Source organism: Blochmannia endosymbiont of Camponotus (Colobopsis) obliquus (assembly GCF_000973545.1).
Classification (GTDB): domain Bacteria; phylum Pseudomonadota; class Gammaproteobacteria; order Enterobacterales; family Enterobacteriaceae; genus Blochmanniella.
In genome coordinates this window covers 66,285-86,876 of record NZ_CP010049.1, presented here as the reverse complement: position 1 = coordinate 86,876, position 20,592 = coordinate 66,285, and the positions used below count along the sequence as shown (strand labels likewise).

15 protein-coding genes, 2 tRNA genes and 1 pseudogene are annotated in these 20,592 nt (G+C 29.4%); 9 read left to right on the top strand and 9 right to left on the bottom strand.

Annotated features, from left to right (window positions below; all coding sequences use genetic code 11):
- Positions 1-219: 219 nt before the first annotated feature.
- The 3 genes from efp to BOBLI757_RS00340 form a co-directional block, all read right to left on the bottom strand.
- The gene (efp, locus tag BOBLI757_RS00350) at positions 220-789 is read right to left on the bottom strand and encodes an elongation factor P (RefSeq protein WP_275040026.1); all 570 of its coding nucleotides are present in this window, start codon (positions 787-789) and stop codon (positions 220-222) included.
- A gap of 441 nt (positions 790-1,230) precedes the next feature.
- Positions 1,231-2,865, bottom strand: a complete 1,635-nt coding sequence (gene groL / locus BOBLI757_RS00345; protein WP_046304535.1) for a chaperonin GroEL — start codon at positions 2,863-2,865, stop codon at positions 1,231-1,233.
- Between the two features lie 46 nt (positions 2,866-2,911).
- Positions 2,912-3,205, bottom strand: a complete 294-nt coding sequence (locus tag BOBLI757_RS00340; protein ID WP_046304533.1) for a co-chaperone GroES — start codon at positions 3,203-3,205, stop codon at positions 2,912-2,914.
- 501 nt (positions 3,206-3,706) lie between these two features.
- Between BOBLI757_RS00340 and cutA the strand changes: the two genes are divergently transcribed.
- Entirely contained in the window at positions 3,707-4,066 is a 360-nt protein-coding gene (gene cutA / locus BOBLI757_RS00335) for a divalent-cation tolerance protein CutA (RefSeq protein ID WP_046304531.1), read from the top strand.
- Here cutA and BOBLI757_RS03340 read toward each other — a convergent pair.
- Entirely contained in the window at positions 3,957-4,187 is a 231-nt protein-coding gene (locus BOBLI757_RS03340) for a hypothetical protein (protein WP_162487278.1), read from the bottom strand. The genes cutA and BOBLI757_RS03340 overlap by 110 nt on opposite strands.
- Positions 4,188-4,351: 164 nt before the next feature.
- Here BOBLI757_RS03340 and BOBLI757_RS00330 point away from each other — a divergent pair.
- Together BOBLI757_RS00330 and metC are read left to right on the top strand one after the other, a co-directional pair.
- Positions 4,352-4,424: transfer RNA gene (locus tag BOBLI757_RS00330), tRNA-Phe, on the top strand.
- A gap of 370 nt (positions 4,425-4,794) precedes the next feature.
- Positions 4,795-5,985, top strand: a complete 1,191-nt coding sequence (gene metC / locus BOBLI757_RS00325) for a cystathionine beta-lyase (protein ID WP_046304529.1) — start codon at positions 4,795-4,797, stop codon at positions 5,983-5,985.
- Between the two features lie 566 nt (positions 5,986-6,551).
- On the opposite strand, the gene BOBLI757_RS00320 is transcribed toward metC, so the two are convergent.
- Together BOBLI757_RS00320 and hldE are read right to left on the bottom strand one after the other, a co-directional pair.
- On the bottom strand, positions 6,552-7,277 hold the full coding sequence (locus BOBLI757_RS00320) for a 1-acylglycerol-3-phosphate O-acyltransferase (RefSeq protein ID WP_046304527.1): 726 nt from the start codon (positions 7,275-7,277) through the stop codon (positions 6,552-6,554).
- A gap of 1,430 nt (positions 7,278-8,707) precedes the next feature.
- Positions 8,708-10,083: pseudogene (gene hldE / locus BOBLI757_RS00315) on the bottom strand (bifunctional D-glycero-beta-D-manno-heptose-7-phosphate kinase/D-glycero-beta-D-manno-heptose 1-phosphate adenylyltransferase HldE).
- Positions 10,084-11,144: 1,061 nt separating this feature from the next.
- Here hldE and BOBLI757_RS00310 point away from each other — a divergent pair.
- Positions 11,145-12,374: a multifunctional CCA addition/repair protein gene (locus tag BOBLI757_RS00310; RefSeq protein ID WP_046304525.1), complete on the top strand. Its 1,230-nt coding sequence runs from the start codon at positions 11,145-11,147 to the stop codon at positions 12,372-12,374.
- A 68-nt stretch (positions 12,375-12,442) separates the two neighbouring features.
- On the opposite strand, the gene BOBLI757_RS00305 is transcribed toward BOBLI757_RS00310, so the two are convergent.
- Both BOBLI757_RS00305 and folB read right to left on the bottom strand, forming a co-directional pair.
- Positions 12,443-13,270, bottom strand: a complete 828-nt coding sequence (locus BOBLI757_RS00305; protein ID WP_046304523.1) for an undecaprenyl-diphosphate phosphatase — start codon at positions 13,268-13,270, stop codon at positions 12,443-12,445.
- A gap of 103 nt (positions 13,271-13,373) precedes the next feature.
- Entirely contained in the window at positions 13,374-13,736 is a 363-nt protein-coding gene (gene folB / locus BOBLI757_RS00300; RefSeq protein ID WP_046304522.1) for a dihydroneopterin aldolase, read from the bottom strand.
- Between the two features lie 176 nt (positions 13,737-13,912).
- Here folB and plsY point away from each other — a divergent pair, with 176 nt between their 5' ends.
- Positions 13,913-14,494 (top strand): glycerol-3-phosphate 1-O-acyltransferase PlsY, encoded by a 582-nt coding sequence (gene plsY / locus BOBLI757_RS00295; RefSeq protein WP_046304520.1) that lies wholly within the window; start codon positions 13,913-13,915, stop codon positions 14,492-14,494.
- 63 nt (positions 14,495-14,557) lie between these two features.
- Here plsY and tsaD read toward each other — a convergent pair whose 3' ends face one another.
- Positions 14,558-15,574 carry a tRNA (adenosine(37)-N6)-threonylcarbamoyltransferase complex transferase subunit TsaD gene (gene tsaD / locus BOBLI757_RS00290; RefSeq protein ID WP_046304518.1) on the bottom strand — a complete coding sequence of 339 codons (1,017 nt, stop codon included), beginning with the start codon at positions 15,572-15,574 and terminating at the stop codon, positions 14,558-14,560.
- A gap of 260 nt (positions 15,575-15,834) precedes the next feature.
- Between tsaD and rpsU the strand changes: the two genes are divergently transcribed.
- From rpsU to BOBLI757_RS00270, 4 genes are all read left to right on the top strand, one after another.
- Entirely contained in the window at positions 15,835-16,050 is a 216-nt protein-coding gene (gene rpsU, locus BOBLI757_RS00285) for a 30S ribosomal protein S21 (RefSeq protein ID WP_046304516.1), read from the top strand.
- Between the two features lie 169 nt (positions 16,051-16,219).
- Positions 16,220-17,974 carry a DNA primase gene (dnaG, locus tag BOBLI757_RS00280; protein WP_046304514.1) on the top strand — a complete coding sequence of 585 codons (1,755 nt, stop codon included), beginning with the start codon at positions 16,220-16,222 and terminating at the stop codon, positions 17,972-17,974.
- Positions 17,975-18,155: 181 nt separating this feature from the next.
- On the top strand, positions 18,156-20,009 hold the full coding sequence (rpoD, locus tag BOBLI757_RS00275) for an RNA polymerase sigma factor RpoD (RefSeq protein ID WP_046304513.1): 1,854 nt from the start codon (positions 18,156-18,158) through the stop codon (positions 20,007-20,009).
- A gap of 335 nt (positions 20,010-20,344) precedes the next feature.
- Positions 20,345-20,419 (top strand) — tRNA-Ile (locus BOBLI757_RS00270).
- Positions 20,420-20,592: the final 173 nt, after the last annotated feature.

The following is a 20,592-nucleotide window of genomic DNA, read 5'->3' as shown; positions in this document are numbered from 1 at the left end:
TCTTTATAATTTAAACAAATTATTATTTTTCTTATAACTATTATCAAAATTTACATGTAAATAAATAAATTAAAAAATTTTATCTATTCCAACTACAAAAAAAATGATATCAACTAACTTATACATACATACATTTTTTTTAGTACAACATAAAACCTATACTTCTTGTAAAAATTACATTGTTAATTTCATTATTCTATTATGAATAAAATATATATTTTATTTTATTCTAGAAACATATTCTCCAGATTTAGTATTAACCTTTACTATTTCACCCACTTTAATAAATAATGGAACCTTAATAATTACACCAGTAATTAATTTAACTAATTTACTACCTGTATTATTAGCAGCAGTATTACCTTTGATCCCTGAATCAGCATCAATTACTTTCAAATCAACAAAATGAGGGGGAATAACAGTAATTGGATGTCCATTCCATAATGTTATAATACAATTAATTTGTCCTGATAACCATTTAAAATTATTGCCAACAATATGTGTATCCACTATAATTTGATCAAAATTTTTACAATCCATAAAATACCATAATTCATTATCATTATATAAATATAACGAATTTACTTCCATAACAACAGCTAACTTTACAAAATCACCAGATTTAAAAGTTTTCTCCAATGTTTTGCCAGAAATTAAAGTACGAAATCTAACTCTACTAAAAGCCTGTCCTTTTCCAGGATTTACAAAATCATTATTAACAATAATACATGGTTCACCATTTTGCATAATCTTTAAACCAGGATATAAATGATTAATATCGTATAACAACCTGATAACCTTCTTAAATAAAAAAATAATAGATATATAAAACAACAATAAAACAAAATCAAGGTAAAAAATTACATAAAATACAAATAAATATTTTTAATTAAAATAATTACTATGAATATACAATTCATAAATGTACAATTACTAAACTAACTAATTATTTTAATAATAAAATACATTATCTTAATTACACTACATAATTCATCTAAAATATTGATACAAACACTCTAAACATAAACAACAACCAATTTATTCTGTCACAAATTCGTTTTTCTCATTAATTATTTTTTAACTTTAAAATAAGACATAAAACGACCCTCAAGCTCCACCGCTTAAAGGTCGTTTAAGTCGCGCACTATCACTATCACATAATAAATTTTATTTTTTTTAACATCCACTACTTACAATAAAAAAAGAAGAAAACAACAAAAAATAAAATTATTACATCATTCCACCCATATTACCAGCTCCAGCACCACTCAAGTCAGGTTTTTCTTCTTTTGGTAATTCAGTAACCATGCATTCAGTAGTAATCATCAAACCAGCAATAGACGCTGCATACTGTAAAGCCGAACGAGTAACCTTAGTAGGATCTAATATGCCTAATTCAATCATGTTACCATATTGCTCTGTGGCAGCATTATACCCGGTATTACCTTCACCTGACCTGACGTTATTAGCAATAACAGAAGGATCTTCACCTGCATTCTCCATAATTTGACGTAAAGGCGATTCCATAGCACGTTGTGCTACCTTAATGCCAACATTCTGATCTTCATTGTCACCTTGCAAGCCACGAATACCATTAGCTACACGAATTAATGCAACTCCACCGCCAGCAACTACACCCTCTTCTACTGCAGCTCGAGTAGCATGCAAAGCATCCTCTACTCTCGCTTTCTTTTCTTTCATTTCTACTTCGGTTGCAGCACCAACTTTAATAACCGCGACACCACCAGCCAATTTAGCCACACGCTCTTGCAATTTTTCACGATCATAATCAGAAGTAGCCTCATCCCTTTGTTGATTAATCTGTGCTACTCGACTATCAATTGCAGATTTATTGCCGACACCATCAATAATAGTAGTAGTATCCTTAGTAATCACTACACGCTTTGCTTGACCCATATCCCCTAAAGTAGTCTTTTCTAGTTCTAAACCTATTTCTTCAGAAATAACAGTACCTGCTGTCAAAATAGCAATATCCTGTAGCATTGCTTTTCTACGATCACCAAAACCAGGCGCCTTAACTGCAGTTACCTTTACAATCCCACGCATATTGTTAACCACTAAAGTAGCTAAAGCTTCACCTTCAACATCTTCAGCAATAATTAACAAAGGTTTACCAGCCTTAGCGACCGATTCTAACATCGGCAACATCTCACGAATATTAGATATCTTTTTATCCGCCAGCAAAATAAATGGATTTTCTAACTCAACAGTACCACTCTCAGGTTTATTAACAAAATAAGGAGAAAGATAACCACGATCAAATTGCATTCCTTCAACAACATCTAACTCGTCCTGAAGACCTGAACCCTCTTCTACAGTAATGACACCTTCTTTACCAACCTTATCCATAGCCTTTGCGATAAGCGTACCGACAGTTTCATCAGCATTAGCAGAGATAGTACCGACTTGAGCAATAGCTTTAGGATCAGAGCAAGGTACGGACATCCTTCTAAGCTCTTCCACCGCAGCAAGTACAGCTTTATCAATTCCTCGCTTTAAATCCATAGGGTTCATACCAGCAGCAACAGCCTTCAACCCCTCATTAACGATTGATTGAGCAAGGACAGTAGCCGTAGTCGTTCCATCACCTGCGGCATCATTAGCTTTGGACGCCACTTCCTTAACCATTTGAGCACCCATATTCTCAAACTTATCCTCTAACTCAATCTCACGTGCCACGGTAACACCATCCTTAGTAATTACTGGAGCACCAAAAGACTTGTCCAGTACTACATTACGACCCTTAGGGCCAAGAGTAACCTTCACTGCATCGGCTAAAACGTTTACACCACGAAGCATCTTAGCACGAGCATCATTGCCAAATTTCACATCTTTAGCTGCCATTTCTATTTCCCTTTGCAATTATTCATTAAAATTAATAATATGAAAATTATTTTTCTACAATCGCCAAAATATCACTCTCTGACATAATCAAAATTTCTTCATTGTCAATCTTTTCAGCTTTTACACCATACCCATCATTAAAGATAATAGTATCACCAATTCTCACATCCAATGCTTTCACTTCACCATTTTCCAAAACACGGCCACGGCCGACAGCCAATACTTCACCACGAGTAGATTTGCCTGCCGCAGAACCAGTCAACACAATACCACCAGCAGACTTAGATTCAACCTCTTTACGCCTAACAATGACACGATCATGTAATGGACGAATTTTCATTTAACACTCCCCTCATCTTTTATCAAAATCCCATATCAATTTTCTAAAGTAAAAACTAAAACAAACCCGTAAAAAACAGCCTAAACTACACCTCGAATTACCTATTAAGATGGGGGCATTAAAAATTGCTTCAAGGGGATATAAAAAAAATTTTTAACACTATGATTACAAAAACAATTTCAATACAAATTGTTAAGAACAACAGAAAAATACGCTGCTGATTTACGTAACTAAATCACACTAGCTCGCTCCCATCACTCTCACAGCAAACCACTACTCTAAATAATTTGCTTAAACAAATCCATATCGAAATTTTTACCATTAAACCCTACAAAATCCAACAAAAAAATAATCTTGCATATTTTAGTTAAAACGTCTAGACTGTACCCAAGACTGTGGGCTATAATGTATCTCGTCCAATCCGTAAATATATATTCTTAACATCAGTAAAGCTTTGATAATGTTTGTCACCAACCCCTTCACTAACCGCGACACATTTTGATGATAAGAAAAAATCAAATAACAACAAAACAAGGAATAGTAATTATTATTTGCAGTGTCCCTGATGACGAACGACATACCGGAATCAAAATAGCTAAACACTTGCTAAATAATAAATTTGCTGCATGTGTCACTATCTTGCCTAATGCTATTTCTCTGTACAACTGGCAGGATAAACTCCAACAGACAAATGAAATCCAGTTACTAATTAAAACGCATGTGTCATTACAACAAACCATTTTTGAACAAATCAAGACCTATCATTCTTATCACATACCAGAATTGCTATCAATTGCTGTGACCGATATCGAGCACGAATATCTGTTATGGATATTATCCTCGCTGGTAAAATTAACATAATTATTTTCATCAAAGTAAAAATAACAAAGTAACGCGTAAACCAAATTAAAATTAACTTGAGATTAACATTGACTAAAGCAGCACAAAGTAATACGATTCTGTCAGATATTATGTGTAACATACGATTGACATACTCTTGATCTCTTACAGAATAAGAAATACATTAACAGATGAACGGAACGAAAATACATCTACAGAACAAAAACAAACTAAATTATATCCGCAACTACATATGGAAGTTCGATGTAACAAATGTAACTACACAAATTAACAGAAACAGAACAAGCCCGGATAGCTCAGTCGGTAGAGCAGTGGACTGAAGATCCCCGTGTCCTTGGTTCAATTCCAAGTCCGGGCAATCTTATAACGATTCAGAAATTTAAAAACTTAAGAATTTAAAAATTAAACTCCTACACAACAATCAATACCTAACAGATAGCTAATTATAAAATATTTCAAACAACGCAATAAACCTCAAGAAACAATACGTCATGGAACAAATGATAAAAAAACAGGATAAACATAAAATTTGATTGCAAGACTACGCAAAAACCTATGACCATAAGCTAGATATTTAAAAATGCAACAGAACACAACCATGTATGTATATATACATACGCAATAATATTATCGCCGCTATCGACACCACTATAATCAAGACACCGTATCGGACTTAAATTTTTAAAAGATCTTAATCTAATATAATAAAATATAACAAACAAATCACAATGACTAAAAAAAACATTGAAACATCTCTAATCATCGCTGGCAGAAACAAAAAATACACTCAAGGATCGATTAATCCTGTAATTCAAAGAGCCTCATCGATAATATTCGATTCTTACTATAAAAAAAAACAAGCTACGAATAATTGCACTCAGAATAAACTATGTTATGGAAGGAGAGGAACATTAACACATTTTGCGTTAAAAGAAGCAATGATGCAACTGGAACATGGAGCGGGATGTTCGTTATATCCGTGTGGTACAGCAGCAATTGCAAGCTCTATTCTTGCATTTGTGTCTGCAGGAGACAATATATTAGTGACAGATGCCGTTTATGAACCAACTAAAATTTTCTGTCAAAACGTGCTTAGAAAAATGCAAATATCTGTAACATGGTTTGATCCATTAATAGGAAATAATATCAGCAGTCTAATTAAACAAAATACTCGATTAATCTTTCTAGAATCTCCTGGATCACTTACCATGGAAGTACAAGATATACCTGGAATCATCGAAGCAGTACGTAAAAAATCACCAAATATAACTATTATACTTGATAATACCTGGTCAGCGGGTATTTTCTTACAAGCATTAAATGTAGGAGTCGATATTTCTATACAATCTGGTACAAAATATCTTGTAGGTCATTCAGATGCAATGATTGGGACTGCAGTAGCCAATGCTAAATGTTGGAAGCAATTAAGTGAACAATCTTACTTAATGGGACAGACTGTTGATCCAGATACCGCTTATATGACTTTAAGAGGACTACGAACTTTGTATGTAAGATTAAAACAACATGAAAAAAACGCATTACATATCGCTCATTGGTTAAGTAATAATCCATTCGTATACAGAGTCAATCATCCAGCCTTACCCGAATGTAAAGGCCATAAATACTTTGTAAGAGATTTTAGTGGCTCTAGCGGATTGTTTTCATTTATACTAAAAAAACGACTAAATTTTCAACAATTAACAAAATATCTTGATAATTTTAAATACTTTCATATAGCTTATTCATGGGGAGGATTCGAATCACTAATTTTAACAAGTCAACCTGAAGAATTAAAAAACATTAGAAAAACTAAAAAATTAGACTTTACAGGAACATTAGTACGACTTCATATTGGACTGGAGAATACTGATGATTTAATCCGCGACCTGTCTGATGGATTTAACCGAATAAAAGAATAAGCAATATTGCTATATAAGAATCCATAATTTATCTTTGTAATCAACATCAATGAAAATAATGTAGACTGACATGTAACAAAATTTAGATACACAACACAACAAAGACATCAGAATATGATAAAACATTAAAAATAATACTCGTTAAATTTTAAGTTTAAACATTGACTTACTATAATAATGTAAAACTTAATACTGCGTGTATCGTATGTTAATCAATGATATCGTGCTATATTCACTGCTTAAAAAACCGTTATAAATGACATATTTAATAAAACAAAAATTACATTCAAATATATTTAATACACATATTCTTGACTACATAATCCAACTAAGTTATTAACTCGATGTAATAAACTATAAACTATTATTAACTTTAAGAATTTATCAACTATACACTAAATTTAATCAAATTTTACATCATAACTTTAATTGATATTAATTTTATATAAATATATGACACAAATGTTAAATACAAAAATATACCCACATATCATACAATCATGACACACAATACAAATTAATAAACTTAATTATTATAATCGTTAACAAAAAATATAACTAACTACTCAAGATTTGCGTACCATAACCTCTGCATTCAATTCATCAATTTTTATCTTCATCAAATTGTAAAAATACTTAGTCACCATTCTAACTTGACTAATACTATATATATTCATTTCTACTGGAGTTAAAATTTCAATAATAATTAAACCATTGTGCCAACGATTAAGTTTAATCTTATTAACAAGATTAGATACACAAACCGGGACGATAGGCAACCCTGCAATAATTGCAGCATAAAACGCACTCGTTTTAAAAGGTAATAAACCCCTACCACGGCTACGTGTACCTTCTGGAAATATCCACAAAGAAATATTGTTTTTTTTTATACCACAAGCTATCTGCACAATATCATTATAAGACCGTGTCATATTACGACGATCTATAAAAAAATTACCAGTTAACCAATATAATAATCCAAATAACGGTATCCATAATAAACTTCTTTTACCTACCGTAATAGTACGCGGTTGTACAGCATATGTACATGTAAATAAATCATAGTTATTTTGATGATTAGCAATATAAATACAATTTGCAGGTAATTTATTTTTTAATGACTGACGCACCTCAACTTTAATCCCAAAAATGGGAGTCATACGACAAAAAAAACGACTCAAAATAGCTGCATGAGAAGGATTTCTTGGACTAAATAAACAATATATCGAACCAAAAATACAAATACAAATAAAAATAAAAATAATTAACAAAATACGAATAACCAACAACATATTTTACCCCATAATTCTGTTTTCAATATAAATAAAATATTTTACACACAAAATCACGCAACATTTCTATTCGCATAATTACTTATAGAACAATAAAGCAAGCTTACTCTATTAAAAAACATAACAAACAAAATACAAACTAAAATATATTTCACAAATAAATTTAAAAAACAAAAACAAAAAAATAAAAAACAGAAAATATAAAATAATTATCTTTATACTTAAAAACAAAACACCAAAACATCTAAACATACAACAGTTAATTACCTGAAAGCACAACTAACCACAAAATATTACATTAATCTCATAAATAAACGGTAAACTGTTAAATTGCTAACAATTAATAACAGCATATAACATTGATTTCGAAATTTTATTATTTATAAAATACAGGAAAATACTATCATTTTTCTTGATAAAATAACATAGTAATCCGATAGACTTTAATCAACCAAATACGTTAAATCCACCACTGATTCAACATAACCTTTACCATAACCCATAACATACGGTAACCTTGACGAATACCCAAATACCTCCTATAATAATCAGTAACATATCAAGACAAAGCATACTCTAGTCAATAAAAAAAATTGGTTTAGCATTATCTTTGATAAAAGAACACATAACAATTAATCTATCTTGTTGTTACAAATACTCTCATCGTAATACCTGATGTCGCTGCAATAATTGTCGTACTAACGAACTTATACAATAGCGATTATTTTAATTTTACATTTTACCATCATTGATAATTTCAATTTTTAACAACAATCTTCTATGCAACAAAGACAAACTATACCACTTACATAACGAATTGCCAGTGCCCATTTTTTTATTTAATAATCATATTCTCTGCAGCAAAAAAATCATATCACCTTCACTGTCACAATCATTATCCACACTACAACACCGTCACTATTACACGAAAACACTAAATGTAGTATTCACTCATTCTATAGGCATACCATACTACTAAACAAAAAAACAACCCATAATAGCAAAACATTTCCAGAATATAATTTACTTACATACAATCACTAACATAATACCAAAACGCTCCAAATAAAAAAATAAAAAACATTGTATATCAGTAGATATATATAACAACAACACAATCCAATCTGAATGTTAATAAAACAACGAACTTAACAAATAACTTAATAAATAACACAATAAAACTCATAAAAACAATGCAATACAACAAAACAACACAATGATCTAAATTTAAACATGCACAATAATAAACTATTCTCGACAAAAACAAATTTTAAAAAACACTAAAAATTATCTTCCTTAAAAAATTTTTTATAATAAACTAACAACATTATAAATATTATGATAATGTTTCGAAAAAATTTGTATATAACAAATAATCAAACCCTTTACTTTTTTTTAATTTACTACTCATATTATTTTAGTATCGAATGTTATTTAACGCTTTGTATAATATTAATAATATTACTCGTAGAATAACCATGTCTAAATTTCAAAATACGTACTTCACCACCATTAGCCAATACTTCTTTACTACCAGCTATATCATATGATTGATAATCACCACCTTTGACTAACACATCAGGTAATAAATCTGCTATTAATTTACAAGGATTATCCTCATAAAAAGGCACAACCCAATCTACCACTCTTAATGCCGCTAAAAGTGTCATACGCTGCGATAATCCATTTATAGGTCGTAAATTACCTTTTAATTTTTTAGTAGAAAAATCACAATTTACTGCTACAATCAATCTATCACCTAATTTTTTTGCATTAGCTAAAAAATAAACATGTCCAACATGAAGTAAATCAAATATACCATTAGTCATCACTATCTTTTCACCATAATGCTTTCTGGCAATTAAAACCATTGTTTTTAATATCTTTTGATCTACTATACCAAATATACAATTCATCTCGTAGCACGCATTACTTTACATAGCTCAGTAGAACTTACAGTAGAAGTCCCAAATTTTCCAATCACTACACTAGCTGCAAAACTAGCCAATAAACAAGATTCTTCTATTGTATTTCCAGAAGATAAAGAAACTGCTAATACAGCAATTACTGTATCTCCAGCGCCAATCACATCACATACTACCTTTGCTTGACTAGGAAAATATACAGGTTTCGCACCCAATCGTAAAAGAATCATGCCCTGTTCAGAACGAGTAATTAATAACGCTGATATTTCATAATCAACTAAAATTTCCATACCTTTTTGTATTAACATACATTCATTTGTACACTGACCTACCACTGATTCAAATTCTAATAAATTAGGAGTTAATACAGTAGTACCACGATAACGAGAATAATCAGAACCTTTGGGATCTACTAAAATAGGTATACCAATCCTGCGCGCAAAAGAAATAATATCGTCTATATAACCTAAAGAACCTTTGGCATAATCAGATAATACTAATATATCAAAATCCGATAATATACACTGAACACGATAAAAAATGGACAAAGCATCATTTTTACTAAAATAATGCTCAAAATCCAATCGTAAAATTTGTTGATTATGGGAAATAATTCGTAACTTATTTATTGTAGGACAATTTATAACAGGAATTAAATCATGTTCAACATGTGCTTCAACAATTTTTCTTTTTAATTCCTTAGCAAATTCATCAACACCAATTAAACCAATTAATTTTGATCTACTACCTAATGTAGCAATATTCATTGCTACATTAGCAGCGCCTCCAGGATACTCTTCAATAGCATTCACTTGCATAACCGGAACAGACATTTCTGATGAGATATTTTTTATATCTCCACGCCAATATCTATCCAACATAACATCACCTACAACCAAGATTTTAACTTGACGAAAGTTAGGATCAATAAAAACCACTTACCATTACACCCCTTAAAAAACAATTAACTTAAAAAATAATAATAGAAATATAACTTAACCCTGATATAGAATAGTAACAAAATATCATTATTTGACTAAATAAAATTACAAACAAAATATATTAGTAATAATTACTACATGATAATCATCACGTCAAACAATTTATAAACCATAAAACATAACATTATTTTCACGATAACATAACAAATAATACAATATTAAATAAAACCAAAAAAAAACTATATAAATAGTTTACTATATCAATCAAAACAATGAATCAGTACATAAAATAATTAAACACATAAAAACATATAAAATCATGCTCCAAAACAAAAAAATTATTCTATATACAAAATACAAAAAATATATTTTTATTTAAAAATAGCATGTTCATAAATAACTAAAAATTTCCTTAATTATATGTCATCTAACTGGAACAAAAAATAAGTAGCACATATATAACATATCACATACCTAATATTCTCAACAATTTTCCTGATTTTATACAAATCAAACAAAAATATTCAAAATATCAACATTGATTAAACCATGTTAAATGGTATCACCGAATACCAAAATTAACAATCCACACATCCTAATAAAATAAACATTTAATACCTGGCTCAATATCTACCTGATAAGATAGTAAAAAAAAAACAAAACATTATATATACTACAGATCAACTATAATCATCATAATCTATGATATAATCAACATTAACCTCTATTATTACAATAATAAACTACAATAACCGAATAATAGACATCACAAAAAAATAAATTGTATCTATCGTAAGAATTTAATAGACGAATTATGTTTACTTAACTAATTCATAATATAGGTTATAGTATGCATTTAGTAAAATGCATATATATAACAATTAAAAAAATGCTTAAACATTTGACTATAATATCCTAGTATATAGAATCTATGTAGAACAAATATTATACAAATCAACACTTGCAAGAAATAACCAATTATAAATACAACTATATTAAAAATGAAAAAATATTTGGTAGGTGGTGCTGTACGTAACCTTTTATTAAAAATTCCTATAAAAGAAAGAGACTGGGTAATAATTGGTTCAACACCAGAAGATATGAAACGTATAGGATACCGAAAAGTAGGAAAAGATTTTCCAGTATTTTTACATCCAGAAAACCATGAAGAATACGCTTTAGCGCGCACAGAACGAAAATCTGGTCAAGGATACACTGGATTTACTTGTTATACTTCTCCGAATATTACATTAGAAGAAGATTTATACCGTCGAGATCTAACCATTAATGCTATAGCTTGTGACGAACAAGGTAACATCATAGACCCATATAATGGTAAACAAGATATACAATTAAGAATATTACGTCATGTTTCTATTTTATTTAAAGAAGATCCATTACGAGTATTGCGTGTAGCTCGTTTTGCAGCTCAATTTGCTCATCTTAACTTTAAAATTGCACCAAGTACCTTAAATCTTATGAAACAAATGACCCCTGAACTTTCATTATTATCGCAAGAACGAATATGGATGGAAACCAAAAAAGCCTTAATGACAAATCACCCACAAATATATTTTCAAGTATTAAAAAATTGTAATGCTCTAAAAATAATCTTCCCAGAAATCAATGATTTATTTGGGAATATAATTAAATTTACACAATATAATTTAAACATAGATCTTGGAGAATATACTATGACAGCACTTAAAACTGCGGCACATTTAACAAATAATATCGCAACCAGATTCGCTGTCCTTTGCAACAATTTAAATAAAATAAACAAACAAAAAAATATACATAATATAAATCATAATAACTATTCTGACTGCAAAACAATAGATAATTTATGTAAACGCATAAAAACACCAAACTATTTATGCAGAATAGCTAAATTGATAAACAAATATTATGAACTACTTTATGATATACATGTTAAACAACCAGAAGAAATTATTAAATTTTTTAATAAACTTGACGTTTGGCGTCATCCAGAAAGACTAAATTATATTCTTACAGTTGGTGAATCATATTTTCATAATTTACCTAAATTTAGGCATCAATGTTATTTACAAAAAAACTTTTTACTTCAGGCATATTCTGTATCAAAATATGTCGATATATTAAACATCCTTAAAAAAGGTTTTACAGGAAAAATAATAAAACAAGAAATTAACAAACAACGTTATAAATTATTAAATAAATGGAAAATAACACAAAATAAAAATAAGTAAAAATTATTTAATATGCTTGCAAAACACACAACACAAACTTAACTAACAAAAATCATATTTTAATCACATCAAGGATTATACACCAACCAATAAATAATTCCAGCTAAAATAAAACGATACACAACAAATGGAATTAAACTTATATTCTTAACCATCTGCAAAAAATACTTAATACTACATAATCCAACTACAAAAGAAGTACAAAAACCAACAAAAAATAACAATACATCATGATGAGTAAAAAGTGATATATTTTTATATAAATCTAATATCGATGCACCAAAAATTACAGGAACGGCCAAAAAAAAAGAAAACTCAAAAGATGAATGTCTACTAACGCCCATTAATAATCCACCACTAACAGTAGCTCCAGACCGAGAAAAACCCGGACATAAAGCGAAACATTGGAAACAACCTATAAAAAAAGCTTGCATATAACTCAATTCAGTAATACTAATTTTACGAGATGAAGAACAATAAGCAAAATACTCTGCAACCAATAATAACAAACTTCCAACTAATAAAGCATTCATAACATATATAAGTTCGAAGAAGAACTTAATTTGATTATAAAACAAAAAACCTAAAACTATAATTGGCAACACTCCTAACAAAATATGCCATAAAGATAAACAACTATTTTTCTCTTTATCCAAAATCTCTTGATTAAAACGAATTCCTACAACACTAAATAACTTGCGCCAAAATTTAACAATTACAGATAATATAGTTCCAAATTGAACTACCACTTCAAAAATCTTCGCCCTATCACTATTAAATTCTAACAAATACCCAATCAATATCATATGTCCTGCTGAAGATACTGGCAAAAATTCTGTTAAACCTTCCACTATACCTAAAATAAAAATAATTAATAACTCATGACAATCTATCATAAAAATTAACGTCTCTGAAAAATATTATTGCCTAAACCTATCAATACAACAAATATACTAAACTATCACTTGCAAAATAAAGATGTTTGAACAATATTAAATATTATTTTTTTTTCTTGTTATTTCTTTCAATTATTAAACTTACATTAAACGCTTGTGATATCGCTTCTGGTTTACTAACTTTAAGTCGTATCCATACAATATCAAATTTTATCATCAATTGTTCCACAACTTCCTCGGCTACCTGTTCTAATAGACCAAATTTCCTTCCCTGTACTATAGACAATACCGTTGAAACAACCTCAGAATAATCTAAATAATTTAATTTGTTACTCAAACAATATTTTGAATTGCAATCCCAACCTAACTGCAAATCAAAAACAAGTTTTTGTAATTGTTGTTGCTCCCAATCATACAACCCTATCACACTCATAACTGTTAACTGTTCAATAAATATCATATCCATGCAACACACCATACTAAAAATTTACAAAACTCAAACTAATCTGTTAATTAATACCAAAATAACTACAAGCAACAATCCAAAACTGTACGTTACACAAAAAATAATTAATAATACTATATCGATATACAAACTACCCAAATTAAATAACACAATTCTTACTAAAAAAACAACAAACCATGGAAATTACTATTGTAACAATAATTATCGCTTATATATGCGGTTCTATTTCTAGTGCAATCTTAATATGTCGTTTTAAAAAATTACCAGATCCACGTACCATTGGATCCAAAAATCCAGGTACAACAAATATATCACGAATAAATAAAAAAATAGCTATTATCGTATTACTATTAGATATACTAAAAGGTGCGATCCCAATGTGGCTTGCTCAAATCCTAAATATACCAACTTTTTGGTTAGGAACAATACCCATTGTAACGTGCATGGGTCACATATATCCTATTTTTTTTAAATTTTGCGGTGGAAAAGGCATGGCTACAGCATTTGGAGCGCTTACAACTATAAGCTTGAATCTATCTGGACTAATGTTTTGCATATGGAGTATAACGGTATTATTATCTGGTTTTGCATCATTAGGATCAATAATTACTCTAACAATTATTCCATTTTATACTTGGTTATTTTATCCACAATATGCTTTGCAAATAACCATTTTAGCCATAATAATATTAATACAACATCAAAGTAATGCACAGAGATTAATTAATGGAAGAGAAAATAACATTTGGAAATCCTAGAAAAATAGCAAAATAATTCTAAACTACACAACAAAACCCTATATACCAAAAATTTAAATATATCTATAACGACTCTATAGACCATCGTGGACGAACTGATATGGATAAGCCACGACTAGGAATTACTCCACCAGCTTTTAATCTCATTATACCAACATAAGCAATCATTGCAGCATTATCCGTACAAAATTTAGGACTAACACAAAATAATTTACCACCCATTAAATGCATCATCTTTGTACATGCCTTACGCAATTCTATATTTGCACTGACTCCACCAGCAATGACTAAATATCTTAAATTTGTCAACTTTAAAGCACAACGACACTTAACAACTAAGATATCTATCATAGCATCTTCAAAAGAACGCGCTATATTAGCATATATTTGAGCATCATCATCACTACACTTAACTATATTAGCAACATATGTTTTTAAACCAGAAAAACTAAAATTTAAATTTGTTGTTTTTATCATAGGACGAGGAAAAACATAAGTATTAGGAACACCATTTCTTGCTAGTCTAGATAACAAATCTCCTCCTGGATAACCTAATTTTAATAATTTAGCAACTTTATCAAATGCTTCACCAGCTGCATCATCTAAAGATTCCCCTAATATTTTATACTGACCTATAGAAGATGCTAAAATAAGTTGAGTATGCCCTCCAGATACTAACAATGCGATACAAGGAAACTGTATGCCACTAGGCTCTTCTAACATTGGAGATAACAAATGACCTTCCATATGATTAATAGAAATAGCTGGAATTTGTAAAGCATAAGCAAGAGAACAACCAACAGTTGCACCAACCATCAATGAACTTACTAAACCAGGTCCGGCAGTATATGCTATTCCATCAATATCTGATAATTCTACTTTCGCCTGTACTAACGATTGTTTAATTAAAGGAACAATTTTACATACATGATCTCTAGCTGCAAGTTCAGGAACCACACCTCCATAATCAGTGTGTAAATTTGCTTGACTATAAACATTATTTGATAGCAATCCATAATTTTTATCGTAAATTGCTACACAAGTTTCATCACAAGATGTTTCAATACCTAATACGCGCATATTATATCTATATACTACCCGATAATAATCAAAATGATAATGATAGCTGTTGTCGCAACGATTAAATTAATAAATATTGTACAAATGTGTTAACATTACAATATTTTATCTTTCTAAATATACAAAATACATAAACAAAACCTTTACAGTGAGTTATCAATTACAGTAAAATTTCCATAAGAAGATTTTTCATGATATATAAACGAAATCAAAAAATTACAAAAACTTAACCTTAACATAATTAAGAGAATTTGTTAATCATGCCTGTTATCAAAATACGTGAAAACGAACCATTTGATGTAGCATTACGTCGTTTTAAAAGATCCTGTGAAAAAGCGGGTATATTAGCTGAAGTGCGTCGTCGAGAATTTTACGAAAAACCAACAACAGAACGAAAAAGAGCAAAAGCATCAGCTATTAAGCGCCATGCAAAAAAAATAGCTAGAGAAAATGCAAAACGCGTACGCTTATATTAATTTAGAAAAAACCAATAAAAAATTCATACTATTCTTACAATAAAATATATATGCGAAAATATATAACAAAAAATGAAAAATAACTAATGTCTATGTCTTTATATTATTAAATTATTAAAACACAATTAGCAAGTAACTGTAAATTACAAAGTAATAATCTAACAAAATTATGGCTGACAAAATTCCAAATAAATTAATTAACGAATTGGTTGCGCGTACTAACATTGTAAACCTTATACATCAAAAAATACAACTCAAAAAACACGGCAAAAATTTTTATGCCAATTGCCCATTCCATGATGAAAAAAATCCATCATTTACTGTTAGCGAAGAAAAACAATTTTTTTACTGTTTTAGTTGCGGTATACATGGAAACGCCATTGATTTTATAATGCATTATAACAAATTTAACTTTATAGAATCAATTAAAGAACTGGCATATCTTCACAACATGAAAATAATGTATGAAGGTAATGTCATAAATTATCTGATAAAAGACAAACAATATCAAACATTATACACATTAATGAACCGCCTAACAACATTTTACCATAACAATTTAACACAAACTTCATCATTGTTAGCTAAAAAATATTTAGCAAATCGAGGTTTAAATAAAACAATAATTAAATATTTTGCTATAGGTTTCGCTCCAGAAGGATACAGTAATGTAATAAAAATCTTTAATACATCACAACAAACACAAATTCTATTGAATGAAGTTGGCATGATCGTCAAAAATAACAAAGGACAAATTTATGATCTCTTTCGTAAACGTATTATGTTTCCTATACGCAACTATAAAGGACAAGTAATTGCTTTTGGAGGTCGCGCAATTAACCATGATGATACACCTAAATACCTTAATTCACCAGAAAGTAATATTTTTTGTAAAAAAAAACAATTATATGGCCTATACGAAATAAAAAATACAAACAAAAAAATATCGCAAATACTTATAGTTGAAGGATACATGGATGTTATTACACTAACACAATTTGGCATTAACTATGCAGTAGCTTCTTTAGGTACATCAACAACAAATGAACATATACAACAACTATACAAAATAACCAATAAAATTATTTGTTGTTATGATGGAGATTTAGCAGGACAAAAAGCCGCCTGGCGTACACTAAACATAACAATTCCTTATTTAACTGATAACCATCAAATGTATTTTATGTTCTTACCTAAAGGAGAAGATCCTGATACCCTAATACGTAAAATAGGAAAAAAAGAATTCACTATATTAATTGAAAAAGCACAACCACTATCTACTTTTCTATTTAATAAACTACTTACTCAAGTTAATTTAAATACTTCGGAAGGACGTGCACAGCTAAGTTTTTTAGCATTACCCATAATTAATAAAATACCAGGAAAAATATTACGTATTTGTCTGCGTCAACAATTAGGAATTAAAATTGGTATACTCGATAACATATACTTAGAAAAAATTATAAAAAAAAAAATAATACAGACAAATCACTACATACAAAAACAGAAAAAAAATACAACCTTGCATATGCTAATAACACTATTAACAAAAAAACCACAACTTGCTTTTCTAGTACCTACAATAACGGGACTAGAAAAAATTAATTTGCCTGAAATGACATTTTTTACTGAATTAGTTCAATTTTGTCAAACACAACCAAAACTAACATCTGCTGAATTAATACAATATTATTACAATAACAACAAAACATATAAGCAACTCGAAATATTTACAAAATGGAACCATATGATTACATATAACGAAATTGAAAAAAAATTTATTGATATACTAACAAGATTATATGACGATATATTAAAAAAACGACAAGAAAAATTAATTGCGCGAGATAGAATACAAAAACTCACAATCAAGGAACGTAAAGAGTTATGGTTATTAAATCAAACACTAACACAAAAAATATAAAATATATAACATTAAATAAGAATAATATTTTATGAAATGAAATATTCATATAATACACTATATATACAAATAATATTATTTTATTAGCAATGTAAATTTATTAAAATGAAATAATCTGAAACTATTAAGATCTAAAATATTAAAACATACTTAATTGTACAAAAATACGACTATCAATTTTATGGAAAATACTTCACAATCACAACTTGAAATTCTTATCATTCGTGGTAAAGAACAAGGATATTTAACTATTTCCGAAATTAATGATCACCTTCCAGATGATGTTATAGATGCGGAACAAATTGAAGATATTATCAAAATGATTAATGACATGGGTATTAAAGTAGTAGAAGAAGCGCCTGACACTGACGAGTTTTTATTGGTCGAAGATAGTGCTCCTGATGCAGACGAAGATATAACTGCAGCTGCTGTCCAAGCCTTATCGTCCCACGTCGAATCTGAAATAGGTCAAACAACCGATCCGGTGCGTATGTACATGCGAGAAATGGGGACAGTAGAACTACTTACCAGAGAAGGAGAAATTAATATTGCCAAACGAATTGAGGATGGTATTAATCAAGTCCAATGTTCAGTCGCTGAATATCCAGAAGCAATTACTTACTTATTAGAGCAATATAAACGTGTAGATATTGGCGAAACCCGTCTTTCAGATTTAATTACAGGATTTGTTGATCCTAATGCAAAAGAAGACACACCTGCCAATACAATATCTATACACTCCGAGGTTCAACGTACGGAACTTATAAGTCAAAAAAACGAAGAAGAACATGAAGAAGAAGAAAACAATAATGATGACGATAACAATATAGATCCAAAATTAGCCCGTCAAAAATTTATAGAATTAAAGAAACAATATGAAATAACACAAACAATAATTAAATTTAACGGACGTAATCACATAAAAGCAATAGAAGAAATCTTTAAGCTTTCTGATATATTCAAACAATTTAGACTCGTTCCCAAACAGTTTGATCATTTAGTAAATAATATGCGTATTATGATGGAACGTATTAGAATCCAAGAACGTTTTATTATGAAACTATGCGTTGAAAATAGCAAAATGCCAAAAAAAATTTTTATTACATTATTCGTAGGTAACGAAGCTAATGAACATTGGTTTAAAACAGCACAAACAATGAATCAACCATGGTCTGAAAAATTAAATAACATTTACCAAAAAGTTCTTTGTAGTTTAAATAAATTACATGACATAGAAGAAGAAACCGGACTAACCATAAAACAAATAAAAGATATTAATAAGCGTATGTCAATCGGTGAAGCAAAAGCTAAAAGAGCAAAAAAAGAAATGGTTGAAGCCAATTTACGTTTAGTAATTTCTATTGCTAAAAAGTATACTAACAGAGGATTACAATTTTTAGATTTAATTCAAGAAGGAAATATTGGTTTAATGAAAGCAGTAGACAAATTTGAATATCGCCGTGGTTATAAATTTTCTACTTATGCTACCTGGTGGATTAGACAAGCTATTACACGTTCTATAGCAGACCAGGCACGCACCATAAGAATTCCAGTACATATGATTGAAACAATCAATAAACTTAATCGCATTTCAAGACAAATGTTACAAGAGATCGGACATGAACCTAGCCCAGAAGAATTATCTGAAAGAATGTTGATGCCAGAAGATAAAATTCGCAAAGTACTTAAAATTGCAAAAGAACCTATTTCTATGGAAACACCTATTGGAGACGACGAAGACTCCCATTTAGGAGATTTCATCGAAGACTCTTCATTAGAATTACCTCATGAGTTAGCAACATCAGAAAATTTACGCTCTGCGACGCAAGACGTATTAGCTGGATTAACTCCAAGAGAAGCAAAAGTACTACGTATGCGTTTCGGTATTGATATGACTTCCGATCACACACTAGAAGAAGTTGGTAAACAATTTGATGTAACTAGAGAACGCATCCGTCAAATTGAAGCTAAAGCATTAAGAAAGTTGCGTCATCCAAGTAGATCTGAAATCTTACGTAGTTTTTTAGATGATTAAATTAAACACAACATAAAACAAAATATAACAAAAATGTAATTTATACATAAAATAAACATTTTAACCATCATGAAAAATTTGAATCACAAATACTATCAATAATTTTTTATAATAGCAGCGCATCACCTTACTGTTAAAAACAAATATTATAAATATTTAAAAATACTTAGTTACATCAAGTAAAATCTTTAAATATTAACTTTTAAATTATTAATTAATATAGTATACTCCAATTGTCGTAGTAAAAATAAACAAATAATAATATTTTTAAGACATAGAGTAATTTTTTTGCATAAATTTTTGCAAATATCTCATAATAAAATATAACTAAGTAAGGCCCTTTAGCTCAGATTGGTTAGAGCAGGTGACTCATAATCACTTGGTCGCTGGTTCAAATCCAGCAAGGGCCAATCCGTCAGATATATTTAAACACAAAAAACTAAACTAACGTCTATTCTAAAAAACAGTCTTGTCTTACATTTCTTGATGTGATATGTAATGTTAACACTCTGTAATATCTTATAATCTGATAATTCAAAACATTCATTTCATACACAAATATTAATTCATGTCAGATATATTA